This is a genomic window from Streptomyces sp. NPDC000075 (assembly GCF_040301925.1).
GTDB classification, from domain to species: domain Bacteria; phylum Actinomycetota; class Actinomycetes; order Streptomycetales; family Streptomycetaceae; genus Streptomyces; species Streptomyces polychromogenes.
Genome location: NZ_JBEPFL010000018.1, coordinates 90,447 through 107,319 on the forward strand (window position 1 = coordinate 90,447; position 16,873 = coordinate 107,319).

The following is a 16,873-nucleotide window of genomic DNA, read 5'->3' on the forward strand; positions in this document are numbered from 1 at the left end:
CAGGTGCGGCTGTTACTGGTCGGACCTGCCGGTGTAGAAGGCGACGGTGAGGTCCTTCACGAGGGCCTTGCGCTCGTAGTCGTCGAGATCGACGATCCCGCGCGAGGTCAGCCGGTGGACGGTGTCGTCCACGGCGTCGACGACGGCGGTCAGGACGGTGTCCCGGTGCTTGGCGTCGATCGCCGCGATCCGGCGCCGGCGCATCGCCTCGGCGACCTCCGGGGCGTACTCGATCCGGGTCGGCTGGGCGGAGAACACCTCGATCCCGACCGCCTCGGTCTCGGCGGCCAGGGTCCGGGTCAGCGCCTCGCCGACGGCCTCGGCGTCGCGCAGGGTGGGGGCGTCGTCGTGAAACGCGTCGGCCGGGAGCCGGGACAGGACGCGGGCCGTGGCCGACTCGACCTGCTCGGCGAGGTAGTCGATGTGGTCCTCGACGGCGAGGGTGGCGCGGGCGGTGTCCCGGACCTGCCAGACGACCTGGACGACGACCTGGAGGGCGAGGCCGCCGGAGTCGACGGCGGGCATCGGCTCGCTGCGCCAGTGCCGCAGCCGCACGTCCACGCGGCGCCGCAGCAGGAGGGGGCTGATCCAGGTCAGGCCGGTACGGCGGACGGTGCCGCGGTAGCGGCCGAAGAGGGTGAGCACCCAGGCGTGGCCCGCCTTGGCGCGGCCGAGGCCGCCGAGGGAGAGGAGGGTGACGATGCCGAGGAAGGCCAGCGGGGGCCAGTGGGTGACGCGGAGCCCCTGGTAGGGGCGGGGGGGCATGCCGAAGGCGGCGACGAGGGCGGCGGGGACCACCCCGGCCCGCCACAGCACGGCCGCGCAGCCGGTGAGGGCGAGCAGGCCGACGACGACGGCGATCCAGCCGGGCAGTACGGGCCCCCGGTGCTCCCGGAGCCGCTCGTCCCCGCGGGGCACCCGGCGCGCCGCCGGGGCCGCCGTGCGCTCGGCGGGGCGGCGGGGCGGCTCGGCGGGGGCCTGGGGCCGGGCCGCGAACGGCAGGTGGACCGGGACCTCCGTCACGGCCGCCCCCCGCACGGGCCCGCGCCGGGCGAGCCGGCCCGCCTCTGCGCGCGTCCCCTCCCTGCCGTCGATCCCCCGGGCGACGGCCTGCGCGACGATCTCGGCCACCCCGGGCCCGGGCACCCCGGACCCACCCCGCGCGGCGGGCACGTCCCCCCTCACGGCGGCGACCGCCGGTGACCCGGAGCGCTCGGCGCCATCGGCCTGCGGGTCGGCCGATGCGGCCGGGGGCTGCGCGTCGGGGCGGGGGGCCGTCGGGCGGGACGCGGCGAGGGCGGCCGGGGGCTGCGCGTCGGCCGGGGCGGCCGCGGGCTGCGCGTTGGGGCGGGGGGCCGTCGGCTGGGACTCGTCGCGGGCGGCCGGGGGCTGCGACTCCGCGCGGGAATCCGCGGTCCGGAACCCGGCATCGGCGGGCGGCCGCGAGGCGGGGTGGGGCGGTTCCGCGCCGGCGGCATGGTGCTGCGGGGCGGGGACGGCCGGGTGCGAGGGCTCCGCGTGCTGCTGCGCACGGGTGCGGGCTGCGAGGGGACGCGGCTCGGTGCGGGGAGCCGGGGCGGCCGGCTGCTCCGGCTCGGGTACGGAACTTCGTGCCGGGCCGGCCGACGGCTCGGGGGCGACGACCCCGCGCAGGGAAAGCGTGTCGCCCGGCAGGTGCGCCACCGCCGGGGCCGGGGCGGTAACGGCCTTACGGCCAGGGCCCGTCATCTCCGGTGCCGGGACCGCCACAGGCGCAGGGGCCGCCTCCGGTGCAGGAGCTGCCGCGTGGGCCGCGACCGTCGCCTCCGGCACGGGGCCGGCCGCCCGGGCGGCCGTGGGCGGCACGTCCGGGACCGGAACGGCCGCACGGGCAGGGGCCACAACCTCCGGTACAGGAGCTGCCACGCGGGCAGGGGCCATCGCCTCCGGCTCCGGAGCTGCCACGCGGGCATGGGCCGCAACCGCCAGGTCCGGAACAGCTGCACTGGCCCGAGCCGTCAACTCCGGCGCCGGCGCCACCACATGCGCGAACGCCGACGTCTCCGACGCCGGAACCACCGCGCGGGCCGCGACCGTCGCCTCCGGCACAGGGGCAGCCGTACGAGCCGGGGCCGACGCCTCCGGAGCCGGAGCGACCGCACGGGCCGGGGCCGTCACCCCCGGGTCGGGAACAGCCGCTCGGGCCCCGCCCGGCACCTCTGGCACGGAAGCCGCCGAACCGGCCGGGGCCGCCACCCCCGGGACCGGAGCGGCCACACGCGCCGGAGCCGTGACCCCCGGGTCCGGACGGGCCGCACGGCCAGGGGCCGACGCCTCCGGGGCGGGAGCCGTCGAAGCGGCCGGGGCCGGCCCCGGCAGGGGGACCTCCGCATGGGCCGGAGCCGGGACCCCCGGGCCCGGAACAGCCGCGCGGCCAGGGGCTGGTGCCTCCGCTGCGGGAGCCGCCGTAGCCGCTGAGGTCGAACCCGGCAGGGGAGCCGCCGTACGAGCCGGGGTCGGTGCCTGCGGGAGCCGAGGGGTCGTGCGGGCTGGGGGCGTCAGATCCTGGGGCGGAGCGGCCGTGTGCGCCTCCGGGGCGGGAGCGGGCCGGGTCCCGGCCGGGGGCTCCATGGGCCTCGTCCGGGCCGTCGGGTCCGCCCCGGCGGGGTGTTCCGGTCCGGACCCGGGCGGAACCTCCGCGCGGGTGGCGCCCGTCGGGCGGGGTGCCGTGGCCGGGCCTGCGGCGTCCCCGACGCGGACCACGCGCGTCGGGTCCGGGGCCCAGGCCGACGCGGCGGCCACGGGCTCCGGCCGGTGTGCGGCGGAGGGCGGGAAGGGGTGGAACGTGCCCGTCGTGGACGTGGTGCGGTTGGGGTGCATCGTTGCCTCCGTCATGCGAACAGCCGGCGCCAGGTTTCCGGGCCCGGGTAGCCGTCGGCCATGGCGCCGCGCCAGCCCTGCGCGCGCTGGAAGGCCTCGACGTTGCGGCGGTCGGCCTCCGTCCAGGTCAGGCCCGGGCCGGAGGAGTAGTACGTGCCGAAACCCCTCTTCACCAGCTGCCGCCCCATCGCGGCGATCGCCGGGTGGGTCCGGCCCGGGTGGAAGACGCTCGCGCCGGGGTAGGCGGGGACACCGGCGGGGCCCGGCCGCGGGACCGGGCGCGGGCCGGGACGGGGGGCCGGCGGGGGCGTCGTACGGCCCGTCGGCACGATGTCGTTGCCCTGCCGCTGGACGAGCAGCCGCCAGGTGTCCGGGCCGGGGATGCCGTCCGCGTCGGCCCCCGTCCAGCCCTGCGCCAGCTGGAACGCCTCCGTGGCCTGCCGGTCGGCCTCGCTCCACTTCGTGCTCGGCCCCTTCGGGTAGAACCGCAGGGCGCCCCGGTCGATCAGCATCCGGCCCAGCTCGGCGACGTACTTGTTGTCGGCGCCGGGCCCGAACCTGGACGCGCCGGGGAAGGTGGCCGAGGGCTCCTTCGCGGGCGGCACCGAGTCGCCGGGGACGGCCCCGCCGGCCACCCCGTTGAACCGGTACGGGACGTACTTGGCGCCGTTCTCCCAGTACCCGTACGGCGTGGCCAGCCGCCGCGTGAGCGGCGGGGTCTGCTCGTAGGCGATGTAGTGCGTGTGCGTCTCGTCGACCCAACCGCCGAAGAGGACGACGTGCGAGCCCTTGTTGGGGTCCGCCGGGTTGTGGAACAGCAGCATGTCGCCGGGCAGCAGCTCGTCCTTGGTGATCTTCGTGGCGAAGGTGTCGAGGCTGCCGGTCCACTCGTTGGTGCCGAGGTTCCAGGCCATGGAGACGTAGCCCGAGCAGTCCTGCCGGTACCCGTCCGTCCAGTACTCGGACATGCTGTACGGGACCTGGGCCTCCAGCCACAGCTTCGCCCGGTTGATGATCGTCGCGCGGTCGATGCGCCGCACCAGGGAGGGCGCGCCCGGCCGGCCCGGCCCGGACGACGGGGGGCGCGGCCGGCCGTGCAGCGGGGCCCGGCCGCCCTGCGGGCTGCCGGGGGTGTCCCGAGCCGCCGGCCCGGGCCCGGCCGGACGCGGGCCGGCCGGCCGGGGGGCGGCCTCCCCCCGGGCCGGACCCGCCTCGTGCGCCGGACCCGCCTCGTGCGCCGGCCCCGCCTCATGCACCAGACCCGCCCCGGGGGCGGGGGCCTGCCCGTGCGCGGGACCCGCCTCGCGGGCGGGAGCCGCCCCGTGCACCGGGGTCGCGCCCCGCGCCGGACCCGTCCCGGGCGCGGAGGGCGACTCGTGCCCCGGGCCCGGGGTGAGGGGATCCGACGGGCGGGGTGGGGCCGGGGTCGGGTGGGATGCCGCCTGGGCGGCCGCCGAGCCGGTGCCGCCCAGGACCACTCCGGCCGCCGTGGCCAGTACCAGCGCCCGGCGGGCCCCGCGTACGGCCGGCAGCCCGGCGTCCCGCAGCGCTATGGCCCGCCCCCGGGCCAGCGCCCGGCGCCGCTGGGCGCACCCGGGGCACGCGCAGTCCCCGGCGGGCTCGAACTCCTCGAAGACAGGCGTCGGCATCGGCGTCTGCGCGTGCACCGGAGGCTGCGTCGTCATGCGTTCCGTCCACTCCCCTGACCGGGCCCGACCGGGCCCGGTCGCTCCTGCTCGTCGTCGGTCCGGGCCCCCTCCACACCCGACGGAGCGTCAGATGCGGTTCGGCCCAGACATATCGTGCACGACAAACCCCTCAAACATGGGTTAATCGGACAACGCGGGCGCGGCTGGTCATGAGCACCCCTGGAGGTGGGGTAGAGTTTTCCCTGTCAGCAAGCGCCGCTAGCTCAGTTGGTTAGAGCAGCTGACTCTTAATCAGCGGGTCCGGGGTTCGAGTCCCTGGCGGCGCACAGACAAGGGAAACCCCCCGCAGCGAAAGCTGCGGGGGGTTTCCTCGTTTCTCAGAGGGCGCCCCGGCGACGGCTGCTACGCCGCCGCCCCCGGCCGCGTCCCCGCGCCCGTCAGGTACGCCGAGACCACCACGTTCGCCGAGTACTGACCGGCCGCCTTGTCGTAGGTCCCGCCGCAGGTCACCAGCCTCAGCTCGGCGCGGCCCTCGACCCGGGGCCCGAACGCCTTGTGCGGGTCGAAGCCCGCGCGCTCGTAGACCCGTACGTCCTCGACGGTGAACTCGGCGACCGTCCCGTCCGCCCGCGCCACCCGGATCTTCTCCCCCGGCTTGACCGAGCCCAGTCCGAAGAACACGGCCGGCTTGGACTTCGTGTCCACGTGCCCCACCATCAGCGCGGCCCCCGCCGCCCCGGGCGCGGGACCCGCGCCCCACCAGCCCACCGTGCCGGGGAGCTCGTACGGCGGCGGCTCGACCGCCCCCTGCCGGTCCAGGCCCCGGGCGATCACCGGCGCCTGCACCCCCATGGACGGTACGTCGACCCGCGCGGGCATCGCCGCCGTCAGGGGGGCCCGCGCGGCCGGCAGGCCCGGGCCGGACCGGCCGCCCGCCTGGCCGGACGGCGGCCCGGCCGGCACCCCGGTGATCTCCTTGCCCCACAGCCACAGGCCGAGCACCAGCACCGACCAGGCGGTGAAGGACACCAGCCGGCCTCCGGCCGAGGTCCCGGACCCGCTCATCCGCCGTTGCGGCGGCGGCGCAGGGTCATCGCGCGGCCGGCGACCACCAGCGTGGCCGCGGCGGCCAGCACCGCGCCGACGACGGTCTGCGGCAGGCCGGGGCCGTCGCCGTGGTGGCTCTTCTTCGCTGCGGCGGCCAGCCGGGTGGTCTCGGCGACCTGGGCGGCCATCGCCCCGCCGCCGGCATGGACGGGCCAGACGGGCGAGTGGTGGGGGTCGGGGCGGTGGTCGCGGTGGCGGATCTCCAGGGAGCCGCGCAGACCGTCGTCCCGGCCCTCGCACTTGACCCGGACCTCGTGCCAGCCCGGGTCGGCGTGGTGGCGGATCTCGGCCTCACCGAAGAGGGTGCGGGGGTCCTCGTGACCCTTGCGCAGCCGGACCTCCGAGTCGAAGACGGGGGAACGGGCCACCGCCCAGTCACCCTCGCAGGCGCGGACGCGGATCTTGACCCGCCCGCCCGGTTCGGCCGGGTTCGGCTCGACGGAGACACCGCCGCGGTCCCCTTCGTATCCGAGGGCGGCGGGGGCGGTCACGGCGGTGCAGGCCGCCAGGGTCACGGCCACCGTCGCGGCACGGAGAGCGAGCAGAGAACTTCGCATGGTGAACCTCCTCCCTAGGAGATTCACGCGCGGCGCGCCGCTCCGCATCCGGAGCGGCGCTCTCTTGGCCCGTACGTGTCAGCCATAGGCGCCAACGGCTACACGAGGTCGACGAGGTCCGCGATGGAGTCGACCGTGTGGGTCGGGCGGTAGGGGAACTGCTCGGTGTCCTCGACCGTGGTCAGCCCGGTCAGCACGAGGAAGGTCTCCATGCCCGCCTCCAGGCCGGCCAGCACGTCGGTGTCCATCCGGTCGCCGATCATCGCGCTGGTCTCGGAGTGGGCGCCGATGGCGTTGAGGCCCGTACGCATCATCAGTGGGTTGGGCTTGCCCGCGAAGTACGGCTTCTTGCCGGTCGCCTTGGTGATCAGAGCGGCGACCGCGCCCGTGGCGGGGAGCGGGCCCTCGGTGGAGGGGCCGGTCTCGTCGGGGTTGGTGCAGATGAACCGGGCGCCGGCGTTGATCAGGCGGACGGCCTTGGTCATGGCCTCGAAGCTGTAGGTGCGCGTCTCGCCCAGGACGACGTAGTCGGGCTCGTGGTCGGTGAGGACGTAGCCGATGTCGTGCAGGGCGGTGGTGAGGCCGGCCTCGCCGATGACGTACGCCGTGCCGCCGGGGCGCTGGTCGTCGAGGAACTTCGCGGTGGCCAGGGCCGAGGTCCAGATGTTGTCCACGGGCACGTCCAGGCCCATGCGGCTGAGCCGGGCCTGGAGGTCGCGCGGGGTGTAGATGGAGTTGTTGGTCAGGACCAGGAAGGGCTTGCCGGACTCGCGCAGCCGCTTGATGAAGGCATCGGCGCCGGGGATGGGGGTGCCCTCGTGGATGAGGACCCCGTCCATGTCGGTGAGCCAGGATTCGATCGGCTTGCGCTCTGCCACGGATTTCTCTCCGCTCTGGTCGCCTCTGACCTGTGGGTCTGTGGTCTGTACCACCACCCTAGCGGGCGCGGGCCGCGGACGCCGGGGGCGTCCACGGCCCGGACGGCCTAACGGGGCCCCTAGCGGAGGTGGACGTCGTCGACGGTCCAGAACCAGTTGTTGGACCCGCTGTAGCGGAAGCGGACCTGGACGTCGGTGGCACCCGCCGGGATCCGCAGCGGGAGGGACTCGGCCTTGGCGACGGCGTCGGCGGTGTACGTCTTCACCACGACCGGGGCCGCGCCGTCGTAGGAGACGAGGACCTGGGCGGTCTGGCCCGCCTCGTGGCGGTAGTGCGTCCGGAAGTCCAGGGTGCGCGTGGTGCCGCCGGTGACCGCCCACGCGGGGGTGACGAGGGTGGAGTCGAAGGTGCCGGTGTGGGTCTTGTCGTCCCACTCGTCGGAGTCGGCGACGGCGAACACGTCACGGGAGCGGACGTTCAGCTCGCGCCACTGGTCGCGCTGGGCCTGGCTCCAGAACTCGTCGGTGGCGAAGGCCCATCCGGCCCATTCGGTGACACCGCCCGTGCCCATCTTCGAGTTGTCCACGGACCAGCCTGCGGGCGGGGTGTGCGTGAAGCCCTTCATCCCGGCGGGGATGCCGGTCTCGTCCACGCGGGCCTGGAGGGCGGGGCGCAGGGTGTCGAAGGGGTCGTCGTCCGGGGAGTCGAGGGGGACGCCGTCCAGTCCGGTGGCCGGGACGCCGACCTGGGCGAGGGCGGTGGCGGCGACGTCGACGAGTTTGACGTCGTCGCGGACCGAACCGGCGGGGATGCCGGCGCCCTTGGCGATGACGAACGTGCCGCGCTCCTGGAGGGTGGAGCCGCCGTGGCCGCCGGCGTCGGTGTGGCCGTGGTCGGTGGTGACCAGGATCTTCCAGTTCTCCTGGGCGTATGCGGGGCGGGCCTTGACGGCGGTGAGGAGCCGGCCGACGAGGGTGTCGACGCGGCCGATGGCGTCGAGGTACTGCCGGCTGGCGGCGCCGTAGGAGTGCCCGGCCCCGTCGACCTGGCCGAAGTAGACGAAGGAGGCGTCGGGGTTGCCGTCGCGCAGTTCGGCCGAGGCGGCCGTGGCGATCTTCGGGTCCTCGGACCCGTAGCCGTCGCGGTCGCCCTTGAGGGAGAGGCGCTTGTCGACCTTGGCGGAGAAGACCGGGCCGCCCGCGTCGGTGGAGGTGAGGGGCTCCCAGTCGGCGGCCGCGTAGGTGTTGAGGGCCGGGTTGGCGTTCTCGGCGCGGGTGAGGAAGTCGGGGTGGGCGGCGTAGTTCTTGCCGGTGAAGGTGTTGTCCTTCACGCCGTGCTCGTCGGGCCAGACGCCGGTGGCGACGGTGGACCAGCCGGGGCCGGAGGAGGTGGCGGCCATGGGGCTCGCGTAGAGGGTGCTGCGGGCGGTCAGGCCCTCGGCCATCAGGCCTTTGAGGTTCGGGGCGTCGGCGGCCTCGACGCGGTCGAGGACCACGCCGTCGAGGCCGATGACGAGGACCTTGCCGGCGGAGCCGGTGGCGGTCCGGGGGGCGGCCGCGGCGGCCTTGGCGGCCGCTTCCGCGGTGGCCTTGGGGTCGCCGGGGGTGGCGGAGGCCGGGGTGGTGAGGCCGAGGGTGGTGGCGAGCAGGGCCGTGGCGGTGGCGGTCACGGCGAGGGTGCGTCCGCGCAGGACAGGGGACACGTACTCCTCCAGGAGCAAGTGGGTGTGTGTGGTGTGTGCGCGTGCGGGTGCGGCGGGTCGAGGCTCAGCTGCCGGTCGCGGACTTCCACGCGTCGACGTAGGCCGTGAGGTTCTTGTCGATGTCGGCCCAGTCCGGCTCGAAGACCTCGACGCCGCCCATCAGCTTGGTGAGTTCGATGGCGTTGGCATCGGTGGGCTTGACGTCCGTGCGGGCGGGGAAGCCGCCGCCGACCTCGCTGACCAGCTTCTGGGCGTCCTCGCTGAGCAGGTAGTCGAGGAGCTTCCTGCCGTTGTCGGCGTGCGGGGCCTTGGCGACCAGGCCTGCCGCGTACGGCAGGGCGAAGGTGGTGGGCTTGCCGCCGTCCTTGGCGGGGAACCAGATGCCGAGGTTCGGCATGGACTTGGACTGGGCGAAGTTCATCTGGACGTCGCCGTTGGCGACGAGCAGCTCGCCCTTGTCGGTCTTGGGCGCGAGCTTGCTGGTGGAGGAGGACGGGCCGACGTTGTTGGCCTGGAGCTTCCCCAGGAAGTCCATCGCCTGGTCCTTGCCGCCGAAGTCGTGCACGGCCTTGACGAGGACGGCCGTGCCGTCGCCCGCGACGCCGGGGGTGGAGTACTGGAGCTTGCCCTTGTACTTGGCGTCGAGGAGCTCCTCCCAGGTCCTGGGGGCGGAGGGCAGCTCCTTCTTGTTGTAGACGAAGCCGAAGTAGTTGTTGACGACGGAGGTCCAGGTGGAGTCGGCGGCCTTGTCGGCACCGTTGACCTTGTCGGAGCCCTGCGGGGCGTAGGCCTGGAGCAGGCCCTTGCCGTCGGCCTGCTGGATGAAGGGCGGCAGGGTGATCAGCACGTCGGCCTGGGTGTTGGTCTTCTCGCGGACGGCGCGCTGGACCATCTCGCCGGAGCCGCCCTCCACGTACTTGACCTCGATGCCGGTCTTCTTGGTGAAGTCGGCGAAGACCCTGTCGTACCAGCCGTCGCCCTTGTCGCTCTTGAGGCCGTCGGCGCTGTAGACGGTGACGGTCTTCGCGCCGCCGCCCTGGGAGCCGGAGCCGTCGGCCGCGGTGGGGGAGGAGCCGCCGCAGGCGGTGAGGGTGGTGGCGAGGGCGAGACCGGCGGTGAGGGCGGTGGCGGCGCGGAGCGGGAGCGCTCTGGACATGGGGATTCCTTACGGGGACGGGGGTGTGCGGGCTGGGGGCGGCGCGGGGTTCAGCGGTAGGAGGCGCGGGTGCGGATGCGCGAGACGGCCAGGAGGACGAGCAGGGTGGTGGCCATCAGCACCACGGCGACGGCGGATCCGCCGAAGAGCGAACCGCGGTCGGTGGCGGTGAAGATCCGGGCCGGGAGGGGCGTCCAGTCCGGCGGGTAGAGCATCATCGTGGCGCTCAGCTCGCCCATGGACAGGGCGAAGCAGAGTCCGGCGGCCGCCGTGAGGGACGGCAGCAGGAGGGGCAGCCTGACCCGCCACAGCACGTACGCGGGACGGGCGCCCAGGGAGGCGGCGGCCTGCTCGTACGCGGGGTCGAGCCGCACCATGGCGGCCGAGACCGACTGGTAGGCGAACGCCGTGACGAGAACGGTGTGCGCCAGGACCACGATCGTGCTGGTGCCGTTGAGCAGCACCGGCGGCTTGCTGAACGCGACGAGGACGGCGAGGCCGACGACCACGGAGGGCACGGCGACGGGCAGCATGAACAGCGCGTCCAGCAGCCGCTTTCCGCGCCGGCCGAGAGCGCCGGCGGCCAGGGCGGCCCAGGTGCCGGCGGTGAGCGCGACCAGGCTGGCGGCCAGGGCGGTGACCAGGGAGGTCGTCAGGGCCTGGAGGGATTCCCCCTGGACGGCGGAGGCATAGTTCGCGGTGGTCGGTCCGGAGGGGAGGGCGCCGGACCAGTGGGTGGCGAAGGAGGCGGCCACGACCACGAGGAGGGGCAGGGCGAAGAGGGGGACGAAGAGGATCCCGAACAGGGTCCAGGCGGCCCAGCGGCCGCCCCGGCTATGCACCAGCACGCTTGCCCACCACCCGGTAGAGGCCGAACAGACCGATGGACAGGGCGATGTTGACGACGGCGACCACGCAGGCGGCCGGGTAGTCGGATTCGAGGATCGCCTTGCCGTAGACGAGCATCGGCAGGGTCGTGACGCCCTTGGCCCCGGTGAACAGGACGATCCCGAACTCGTTGAGGCACATGACGAGGACGAGGCTGCCGCCCGCCGCGAGGGCGGGGAGGGCCTCGGGGAGGATCACCTGCCGGATGATCCGGGCGGGGCGGGCACCGAGGCCGGCCGCCACCTCCAGCTGGGCGGTGTCCAGTTGGGAGAAGGCGGCGAGCAGGGGGCGCATCACGAAGGGGGTGAAGTAGGTGATCTCGGCGAGGAGGACGCCCCAGGGCGTGGTGAGGAAGCGGAACGGGCCCTCCGTGCCGCCGAGGAGGTCCGTCCAGAGGCCGTTGGCCATGCCGACGGTGCCGTAGATGAAGAGGAGGGCGAGGGTGATGAGGAAGGAGGGGAAGGAGAGGAAGACGTCGATGAACTTGGCGACGGCCTTGGCCCCGGGGAAGGGGACGAAGGCGATGACGAGGGCCAGGGTGAAGCCGAGGAGCAGGCAGCCGGCGGTGGCGGCGAGGGCCAGCCAGACGGTGGTGCCGAGGGCCTCGCGGAAGGCGTGCGAGGCGAAGACGGCGGAGTAGGCGTCGAAGGCGCCGCCGCCGTCGGGGGTGAGGGACTGCTGGACGACGAGGGCCAGGGGGTAGAGGAACACCAGCCCGAGCAGGGCGACGGGCGGCAGCGCCCAGACGGCCCGGGGCGGGGCGGCCGGGTGCGGGGCGGCCGGGGGCCGGGGAGCCGGCTGGCGGGCGGCCGGGTGCGGGGCGGCGGGGTGCGGGGCGGCGGGGTGCCGGGGGGCCGGGTGCGGGGCGGCCGGGGGCCGGGGGGCCGGGGGCCGGGCGGTCTCAGCCATCGGTGACCCCCGCCGCCAGGAGCACCGCGTCGCGGGGCTCGAAGTGGAGGGTGACCTCGTCGCCCAGGGCCGGGGTCTCGCGCAGCTCGGGGAGGTCCGCCTTGACCCGGTGGCCGTCGACGTCCACGTACAGCCGGTGCGTCGAGCCGCGCCACTGCACCTCGGTGATGGTGCCGCGCAGGGCGTTGGGGCCCTCGCCGAGCCCCAGCAGGTGCGGGCGTACGCACAGGGTGGCGGTGGAGCCGGGGGCCGCGGGGCCCCGGTCCAGGGCCAGCGGGCGGCCCGCGAAGACCGCTCCGGCGTCGGCGACCGTCACCGGGAGCAGGTTGGCGTTGCCGACGAAGGACGCGGTGAACTCCGTACGCGGTGCCCGGTACAGCTGCCGGGGGGTGCCGCAGTCCTGGAGGCGGGCCCGGTCCATGACGGCGATCCGGTCGGCGAGGGTGAGGGCCTCCACCTGGTCGTGGGTGACGTACAGGATGGAGACGTCGGGGAGTTCGCGGTGCAGCCGGGCCAGTTCGGCCAGCATCCCGGAGCGCAGTTGCGCGTCCAGGGCGGAGAGGGGCTCGTCCAGCAGGAGGACGCCGGGGCGGATGGCGAGGGCGCGGGCGATGGCCACCCGCTGCTGCTGTCCGCCGGAGAGCTCGCGCGGGTAGCGCCGGGCGTACGCGGCCATCCCCGTCATCTCCAGGGCCTCGGTGACCCGGGCCGGTATCTCGGCCTTGGGGGTCTTCCGGGCGCGCAGGCCGAAGGCGACGTTGTCCTCGACCCGCATGTGCGGGAAGAGGGCGTACTGCTGGACGACCATGCCGATGCCCCGCTTGTGCGGGGGCAGGGCGGTGACGTCCCGGCCGCCGATCAGCACCCGCCCGCGGACGGGGCGGACGAAGCCGGCGACGGCGCGCAGGGCGGTGGTCTTGCCGGAGCCGGAGGGGCCGAGCAGGGCCATGACCTCGCCCGGTTCGACGGTGAGGTCGAGGGAGTCCAGGACGGTGGTGCCGTGGTAGGCGACCGAGACGGAGTCGAAGCGGATGCCGCTCACGACGACCCCGGCTCGGCGAGCAGGGCGGGCAGTTCGGCAACGGAGCCGAGGACGTGCGTGGCTCCGTGGCGGGTGAACGCGTCGCGCTCGTGGGCGCCGGTGAGGACCCCGGCGACGACGCCCGCCCCGGCGCGCCGGCCGCTGAGCGCGTCGTACGCGGTGTCCCCGGCGACGACGGTCTCGCGCACGTCGTCCACGGCGCCGGTGCGCAGGAACGCGGCCAGGACCATGTCGGGGTACGGGCGGCCGCGGCCGCCGGCGTCGGCGGGGCAGAGGGTGAGGTCGGCCAGGTCCCGCCAGCCGAGGGCGTCGAGGATGGCGTCCTGGGTGACGCGGGCGAAGCCGGTGGTCAGAGCGACGGTGTGGCCGTCGGCGCGGAGCCGCTCGATGGTCGCGCGGGCTCCGGGGACCTCGGTGACGAGGCCGCCGTCGACGAGTTCGGCGTAGGCCTGCTCGAAGGCGGTGTTGGCGAGCCGGGCGCGTTCCTCCGTACCGAAGAGGTGGCGGAAGACGGAGATCTTCGACTCGCCCATGGTGTCGCGGACGTACTGGAGCTTCGCGGCGTGGTCGGCGGTGCCGGGCTCGACGCCGAGGCGGTCGGCGGCGCTTTCGAAGGCGCGCTCGACGAGGCCTCCGTCGGCGACGGTGGTGCCGGCCATGTCGAGGACGATCAGCCTGCGGTGCGTGTCCGTGTCCGTGTTCGTGTCCGTGTTCCCGTTGGTCATGCGGCTCACCAGCCCAGTTCGTTCGCGGTGGTTTCGGCGATGGCGGGCGAGCAGGTCATGCCGCGGCCGCCCGGTCCGGTGACGAGCCAGACGCCTTCGCCGACCTGCTGGCGGTGGACGACGCGGCCGGTGTCGGTGCACTGCGCGTACACGCCGGCCCAGCGGTGCCTGATCTTCGGCAGCGGGCGGCCCAGGAAGGACTCGACGACGTGGGTGAGGTGCTCGTAGGGGTCTTCGAGGGTGTCGAACGCGAAGGGGTGCTCGTACTCGTGGGTGTCGCCGATGGTCAGGCCGCCGTCCCGGCGCTGGACCATCAGCAGCTGCATCCGGTGCGCGGCGGCGACGGGCGTCTGGGCCTGCTCGGCGTTGAGGACGTCGAGCGCGTCGCTGCGGTAGGCGGGGTAGTAGCGGAAGCTGTCGGCGTCGGCGACGGAGGTGGTGAGCGGCTCGCCGAGGGGGGCGGTCTGCATCATCTGGAGCCGGACGCGGCGCACGGGCAGGTCGGGGACGAGTTCACGGACCAGGCCGGAGAGCCAGGCTCCGGTGGCGAGGACGACGGCGTCGCCGCGGTGGACGTCGCCGTGGTCGTCGCGGACGGCGGCGGGGCCGGCCAGGTCGCGGACCTCACGCCCGGGCAGGAAGGTGTAGCGGCCCGAGGCGGCCAGGGCTTCGCGGAGGTGGAGCTGGGCGGTGCGCGGTTCGACGGCCGCGTCCCGCTCGCACCACAGGGCGGCCTCGAAGGCGCCGCGCAGGGCCGGGTTGATCGCCCGCGCCTCGGCGGCGGTGACCAGTGCGTAGCCGCGCGCGGCGGCGTCGGGGCGGGCGACGGCCGCCTCGGCGACCGCGTACTCGCGGGCGTTGCGCAGGGGGGTGAGGGAGCCGATGGCGCGGAAGCCCAGGCCGGGCACCTCCGCGCCGATCCGCTCCCAGAGCTCGCGGGCCCGCAGGGCGGTGTCGAGCTCCTCGCCCCCGGCCCGGCCGCTGACCCAGATCTGGCCGAAATTGCGCAGCGAGGCGCCGCGGGCCTCGGCCTCGCGCTCGATCTGGACGACCTCGTGGCCGCGTTGGACTGCTTGCCAGGCGTGCATGGTGCCGACCACGCCGCCTCCGACGACTATGACTCTCACGCCGTTCACGGTCGGGCCGGTCCGTGACCCCGGAGGATCGGGTGGGCGACGGGCCGGTGAACAGCCCTCGACGCTTGGACTAGACCCGTTATCGTTCCGTGACTTGAATTGGTCCGGCTATGGGGTTGATGTTCCGTTTCGGTGGACTATTCGGTGCGGCTATTCGGGCCGCAGCCGGGTCGTGAAGCTGAACCGGTCGCCGCGGTAGAGCGAACGCACCCGCTCCAGCGGCCGGCCGTCCTGGTCCCTGGAGAAGCGGTGGATGAGGAGCATCGGGAGCGCGGGCGGGGTGCCGATGAGGAGGGCCTCGCGGGGGGTGGCGAGGACGGTCTCCAGCTTCTCGTCGGCGTCCCCGAAGGAGATGCCGAGGCTGTCGCGGAGGTATCCGTAGAAGGAGGAGTCCGGCTGGAAATCGACGTCGAGGCGGGGGGCGCGGGCGACCCGGACGTACGTGCTCTCCAGCCCGACGCGCTCGTCGTCGGCGAGCAGGACGCGCTCCAGGTGCCAGACGGGCTCCCCCGCCTCGGCGCCGATGCCGCGCGCGAGTTCGGGCGGGCAGGGGAACCGTTCCAGTCCGATGAGGTGACGGCCGGGCCGGCGGCCCTGGCGGCGCACGCCCTCGGTGTAGCTGGCGAGGGAGAGGGGCTGCTCCAGCTTGGGTCCGGCGACGACGGTGCCCCGGCCGGCACGGCGGAGCCGGCCCTCCAGCAGCAGCTCCCGCAGCGCCTGCCGCACGGTCTCGCGGGCCACCTCGTACCGCTCGGCGAGATCCCGCTCGGTGGGCAGCGCCCCGCCTTCGCCGAGCTCGTCGAGGAGATCGGCGATACGGGCCTTGACGGCGTAGTACTTGGGGATCCGCCCGTGCTCGGGGATCCCGGAACGGACGGGCGAGCCGGGGCGGTGGGGGGCGGGGTACGGGGTCTGTTCTTCCACGGTCGGACTGTACGTGCGCGAGGTGTACGGACGGGGCCGGGCCGACGGGGCCTCCGCGAAGGCTGCTGCGGGTGGGGCCGGGCCGGGCGGCCAGGGTCGGACGGTGGGCGGCCGGGGCCGGGCGGTGGGGGCGGGGCGGGGCCGGGCGGGACCCGGGGGCGGCTTACGGGCGCGGGCGGCGGGGGCCTGGAGCGGCCTACGGGCGCGGGCGGTGGGGGCCGGTGGCCCGGCGGAGGCGGCGGGCGCCCAGCAGCAGGCCACCGCCGGCGGCCAGGGCGGCCGCGGCGCCGGCGCCGTAGGCCCACTCCCGGGGCCCGGTGTGCGCGAGCGACCCCGCCGTCACGGAGTCCTCGGGGTCCTCCGGGCCCTCCACGGAGAAGCGGTACCCGCCGGCCTCGCCGACCCACTCCCCGTCGTCCCCTTTGCGCTGCACGACCGCGGCGTCCGCGACGACCTCGCCGAGGGGGGCGTCGGGGGCGAAGGAGAGCTGGACCTTGACGGTGGCGGAACCGCCGGCCGGTACGGAGAAGCCGGGGAAGGCGTCCTTGCCGTCGAACACCGCGACGATCTCGTCGCGGTCGCTGCGCTCCAGGCTGACGGGGTAACGGCCGCCGGGCGCCTCGAAGTCCATGCGGAGGTGGGCGGGCCGCAGGGCGCGGGCGGGGTCGGTGAACACGATGACGGGGTGGATGGCGGTGCAGGTGGCGCCGGTGGTGTTGGTCAGGTCCAGCAGCCAGCTCTGGGGGCCGCCGCCGGCCCGGTAGACCACCGGTCCGCCACGGATCCGGGCCCCGATCGGGAAGGCACCGCTCTTGCCGTCCCCACAGCTGGCACGGGCCCGGGAGGGCAGGGCGGGTGCCGGCATCGCGGGGGCGGGCGCGGGGTGGGGCGGGCCGCCCGAGCCGGCGTCCGCGGTGGCGGAGGGTGCGGCGAGGGAGAGGAGGAGGGCGGTGAGGGCAAGGGCGTTGCGCAGTCGCATGGAAGACCTCGCTGCTCGCCGGACGGAGTGATGATCGGACGAGGCGACAATCACCCCGCCCCCGCCCGCACCTTCCCACGCCCCCCACGCCCACCCCCACCCCCACGCCCGACACCTCCCGCTTTACCCCCGGATGGCCCCGGGGACCACCCCCGGCCGCCACCCACCGGACGGTCCGGACGGGCCGACCGGTCCGCACGGCCGACCGTTCCGCCCAGGCCGCACGGGGCGCGCGGGGCGCCCAGGCCGCACGGGCCGACCGTCCCGCACGGGACGCACGGGACGCACAGGCCACACGGGCCGCCCACGGCCGGACGGGCCGCATGGGCCGCATGGGCCGCACGGGCCGCACGGGCCGCAC

14 protein-coding genes and 1 tRNA gene are annotated in these 16,873 nt (G+C 75.2%); 1 reads left to right on the top strand and 14 read right to left on the bottom strand.

Translation table 11 applies throughout. The annotated features are described in order from the left end of the window. Positions 1-12 precede the first annotated feature (12 nt). The gene (locus ABT403_RS21605; protein ID WP_344156602.1) at positions 13-1,683 is read right to left on the bottom strand and encodes an SPFH domain-containing protein; all 1,671 of its coding nucleotides are present in this window, start codon (positions 1,681-1,683) and stop codon (positions 13-15) included. A 1,187-nt stretch (positions 1,684-2,870) separates the two neighbouring features. Next, the gene (locus ABT403_RS21610; protein WP_344156605.1) at positions 2,871-4,544 is read right to left on the bottom strand and encodes a peptidoglycan-binding protein; all 1,674 of its coding nucleotides are present in this window, start codon (positions 4,542-4,544) and stop codon (positions 2,871-2,873) included. A gap of 216 nt (positions 4,545-4,760) precedes the next feature. Here ABT403_RS21610 and ABT403_RS21615 point away from each other — a divergent pair. Continuing rightward, positions 4,761-4,834, top strand: a tRNA-Lys gene (locus ABT403_RS21615). A gap of 76 nt (positions 4,835-4,910) precedes the next feature. Here ABT403_RS21615 and ABT403_RS21620 read toward each other — a convergent pair. The 12 genes from ABT403_RS21620 to ABT403_RS21675 form a co-directional block, all read right to left on the bottom strand. Beyond that, positions 4,911-5,573, bottom strand: a complete 663-nt coding sequence (locus tag ABT403_RS21620; RefSeq protein ID WP_344156608.1) for a class F sortase — start codon at positions 5,571-5,573, stop codon at positions 4,911-4,913. After that, positions 5,570-6,172, bottom strand: a complete 603-nt coding sequence (locus ABT403_RS21625) for a hypothetical protein (protein WP_344156611.1) — start codon at positions 6,170-6,172, stop codon at positions 5,570-5,572. Before ABT403_RS21625 ends, ABT403_RS21620 begins: the two co-directional genes overlap by 4 nt. 98 nt (positions 6,173-6,270) lie before the next feature. Continuing rightward, a complete protein-coding gene (locus ABT403_RS21630) occupies positions 6,271-7,050 on the bottom strand; it encodes an HAD-IIA family hydrolase (RefSeq protein WP_344156614.1) in 780 nt (259 codons plus the stop codon). Between the two features lie 119 nt (positions 7,051-7,169). Then, the gene (locus tag ABT403_RS21635) at positions 7,170-8,753 is read right to left on the bottom strand and encodes an alkaline phosphatase family protein (protein WP_344156617.1); all 1,584 of its coding nucleotides are present in this window, start codon (positions 8,751-8,753) and stop codon (positions 7,170-7,172) included. Between the two features lie 64 nt (positions 8,754-8,817). Beyond that, complete coding sequence (locus ABT403_RS21640) at positions 8,818-9,909, bottom strand: 2-aminoethylphosphonate ABC transporter substrate-binding protein (RefSeq protein WP_344156620.1); 1,092 nt, start codon at positions 9,907-9,909, stop codon at positions 8,818-8,820. Positions 9,910-9,959: 50 nt separating this feature from the next. Continuing rightward, positions 9,960-10,757, bottom strand: coding sequence for an ABC transporter permease (locus ABT403_RS21645; protein WP_344156622.1), 798 nt, complete (start codon positions 10,755-10,757; stop codon positions 9,960-9,962). Beyond that, positions 10,744-11,706, bottom strand: a complete 963-nt coding sequence (locus ABT403_RS21650; protein ID WP_344156625.1) for a 2-aminoethylphosphonate ABC transporter permease subunit — start codon at positions 11,704-11,706, stop codon at positions 10,744-10,746. The genes ABT403_RS21645 and ABT403_RS21650 overlap by 14 nt, the downstream gene beginning before the upstream one ends. After that, the gene (locus ABT403_RS21655; RefSeq protein ID WP_344156628.1) at positions 11,699-12,748 is read right to left on the bottom strand and encodes an ABC transporter ATP-binding protein; all 1,050 of its coding nucleotides are present in this window, start codon (positions 12,746-12,748) and stop codon (positions 11,699-11,701) included. The genes ABT403_RS21650 and ABT403_RS21655 overlap by 8 nt, the downstream gene beginning before the upstream one ends. Continuing rightward, positions 12,745-13,473, bottom strand: coding sequence for a phosphonatase-like hydrolase (locus ABT403_RS21660; RefSeq protein WP_344156631.1), 729 nt, complete (start codon positions 13,471-13,473; stop codon positions 12,745-12,747). Before ABT403_RS21660 ends, ABT403_RS21655 begins: the two co-directional genes overlap by 4 nt. A gap of 5 nt (positions 13,474-13,478) precedes the next feature. Then, positions 13,479-14,600 (bottom strand): TIGR03364 family FAD-dependent oxidoreductase, encoded by a 1,122-nt coding sequence (locus ABT403_RS21665; protein WP_344156634.1) that lies wholly within the window; start codon positions 14,598-14,600, stop codon positions 13,479-13,481. A 159-nt stretch (positions 14,601-14,759) separates the two neighbouring features. Beyond that, entirely contained in the window at positions 14,760-15,533 is a 774-nt protein-coding gene (locus tag ABT403_RS21670; protein ID WP_344156637.1) for a GntR family transcriptional regulator, read from the bottom strand. A gap of 196 nt (positions 15,534-15,729) precedes the next feature. Further along, a complete protein-coding gene (locus ABT403_RS21675; protein ID WP_344156640.1) occupies positions 15,730-16,512 on the bottom strand; it encodes a hypothetical protein in 783 nt (260 codons plus the stop codon). Positions 16,513-16,873: the final 361 nt, after the last annotated feature.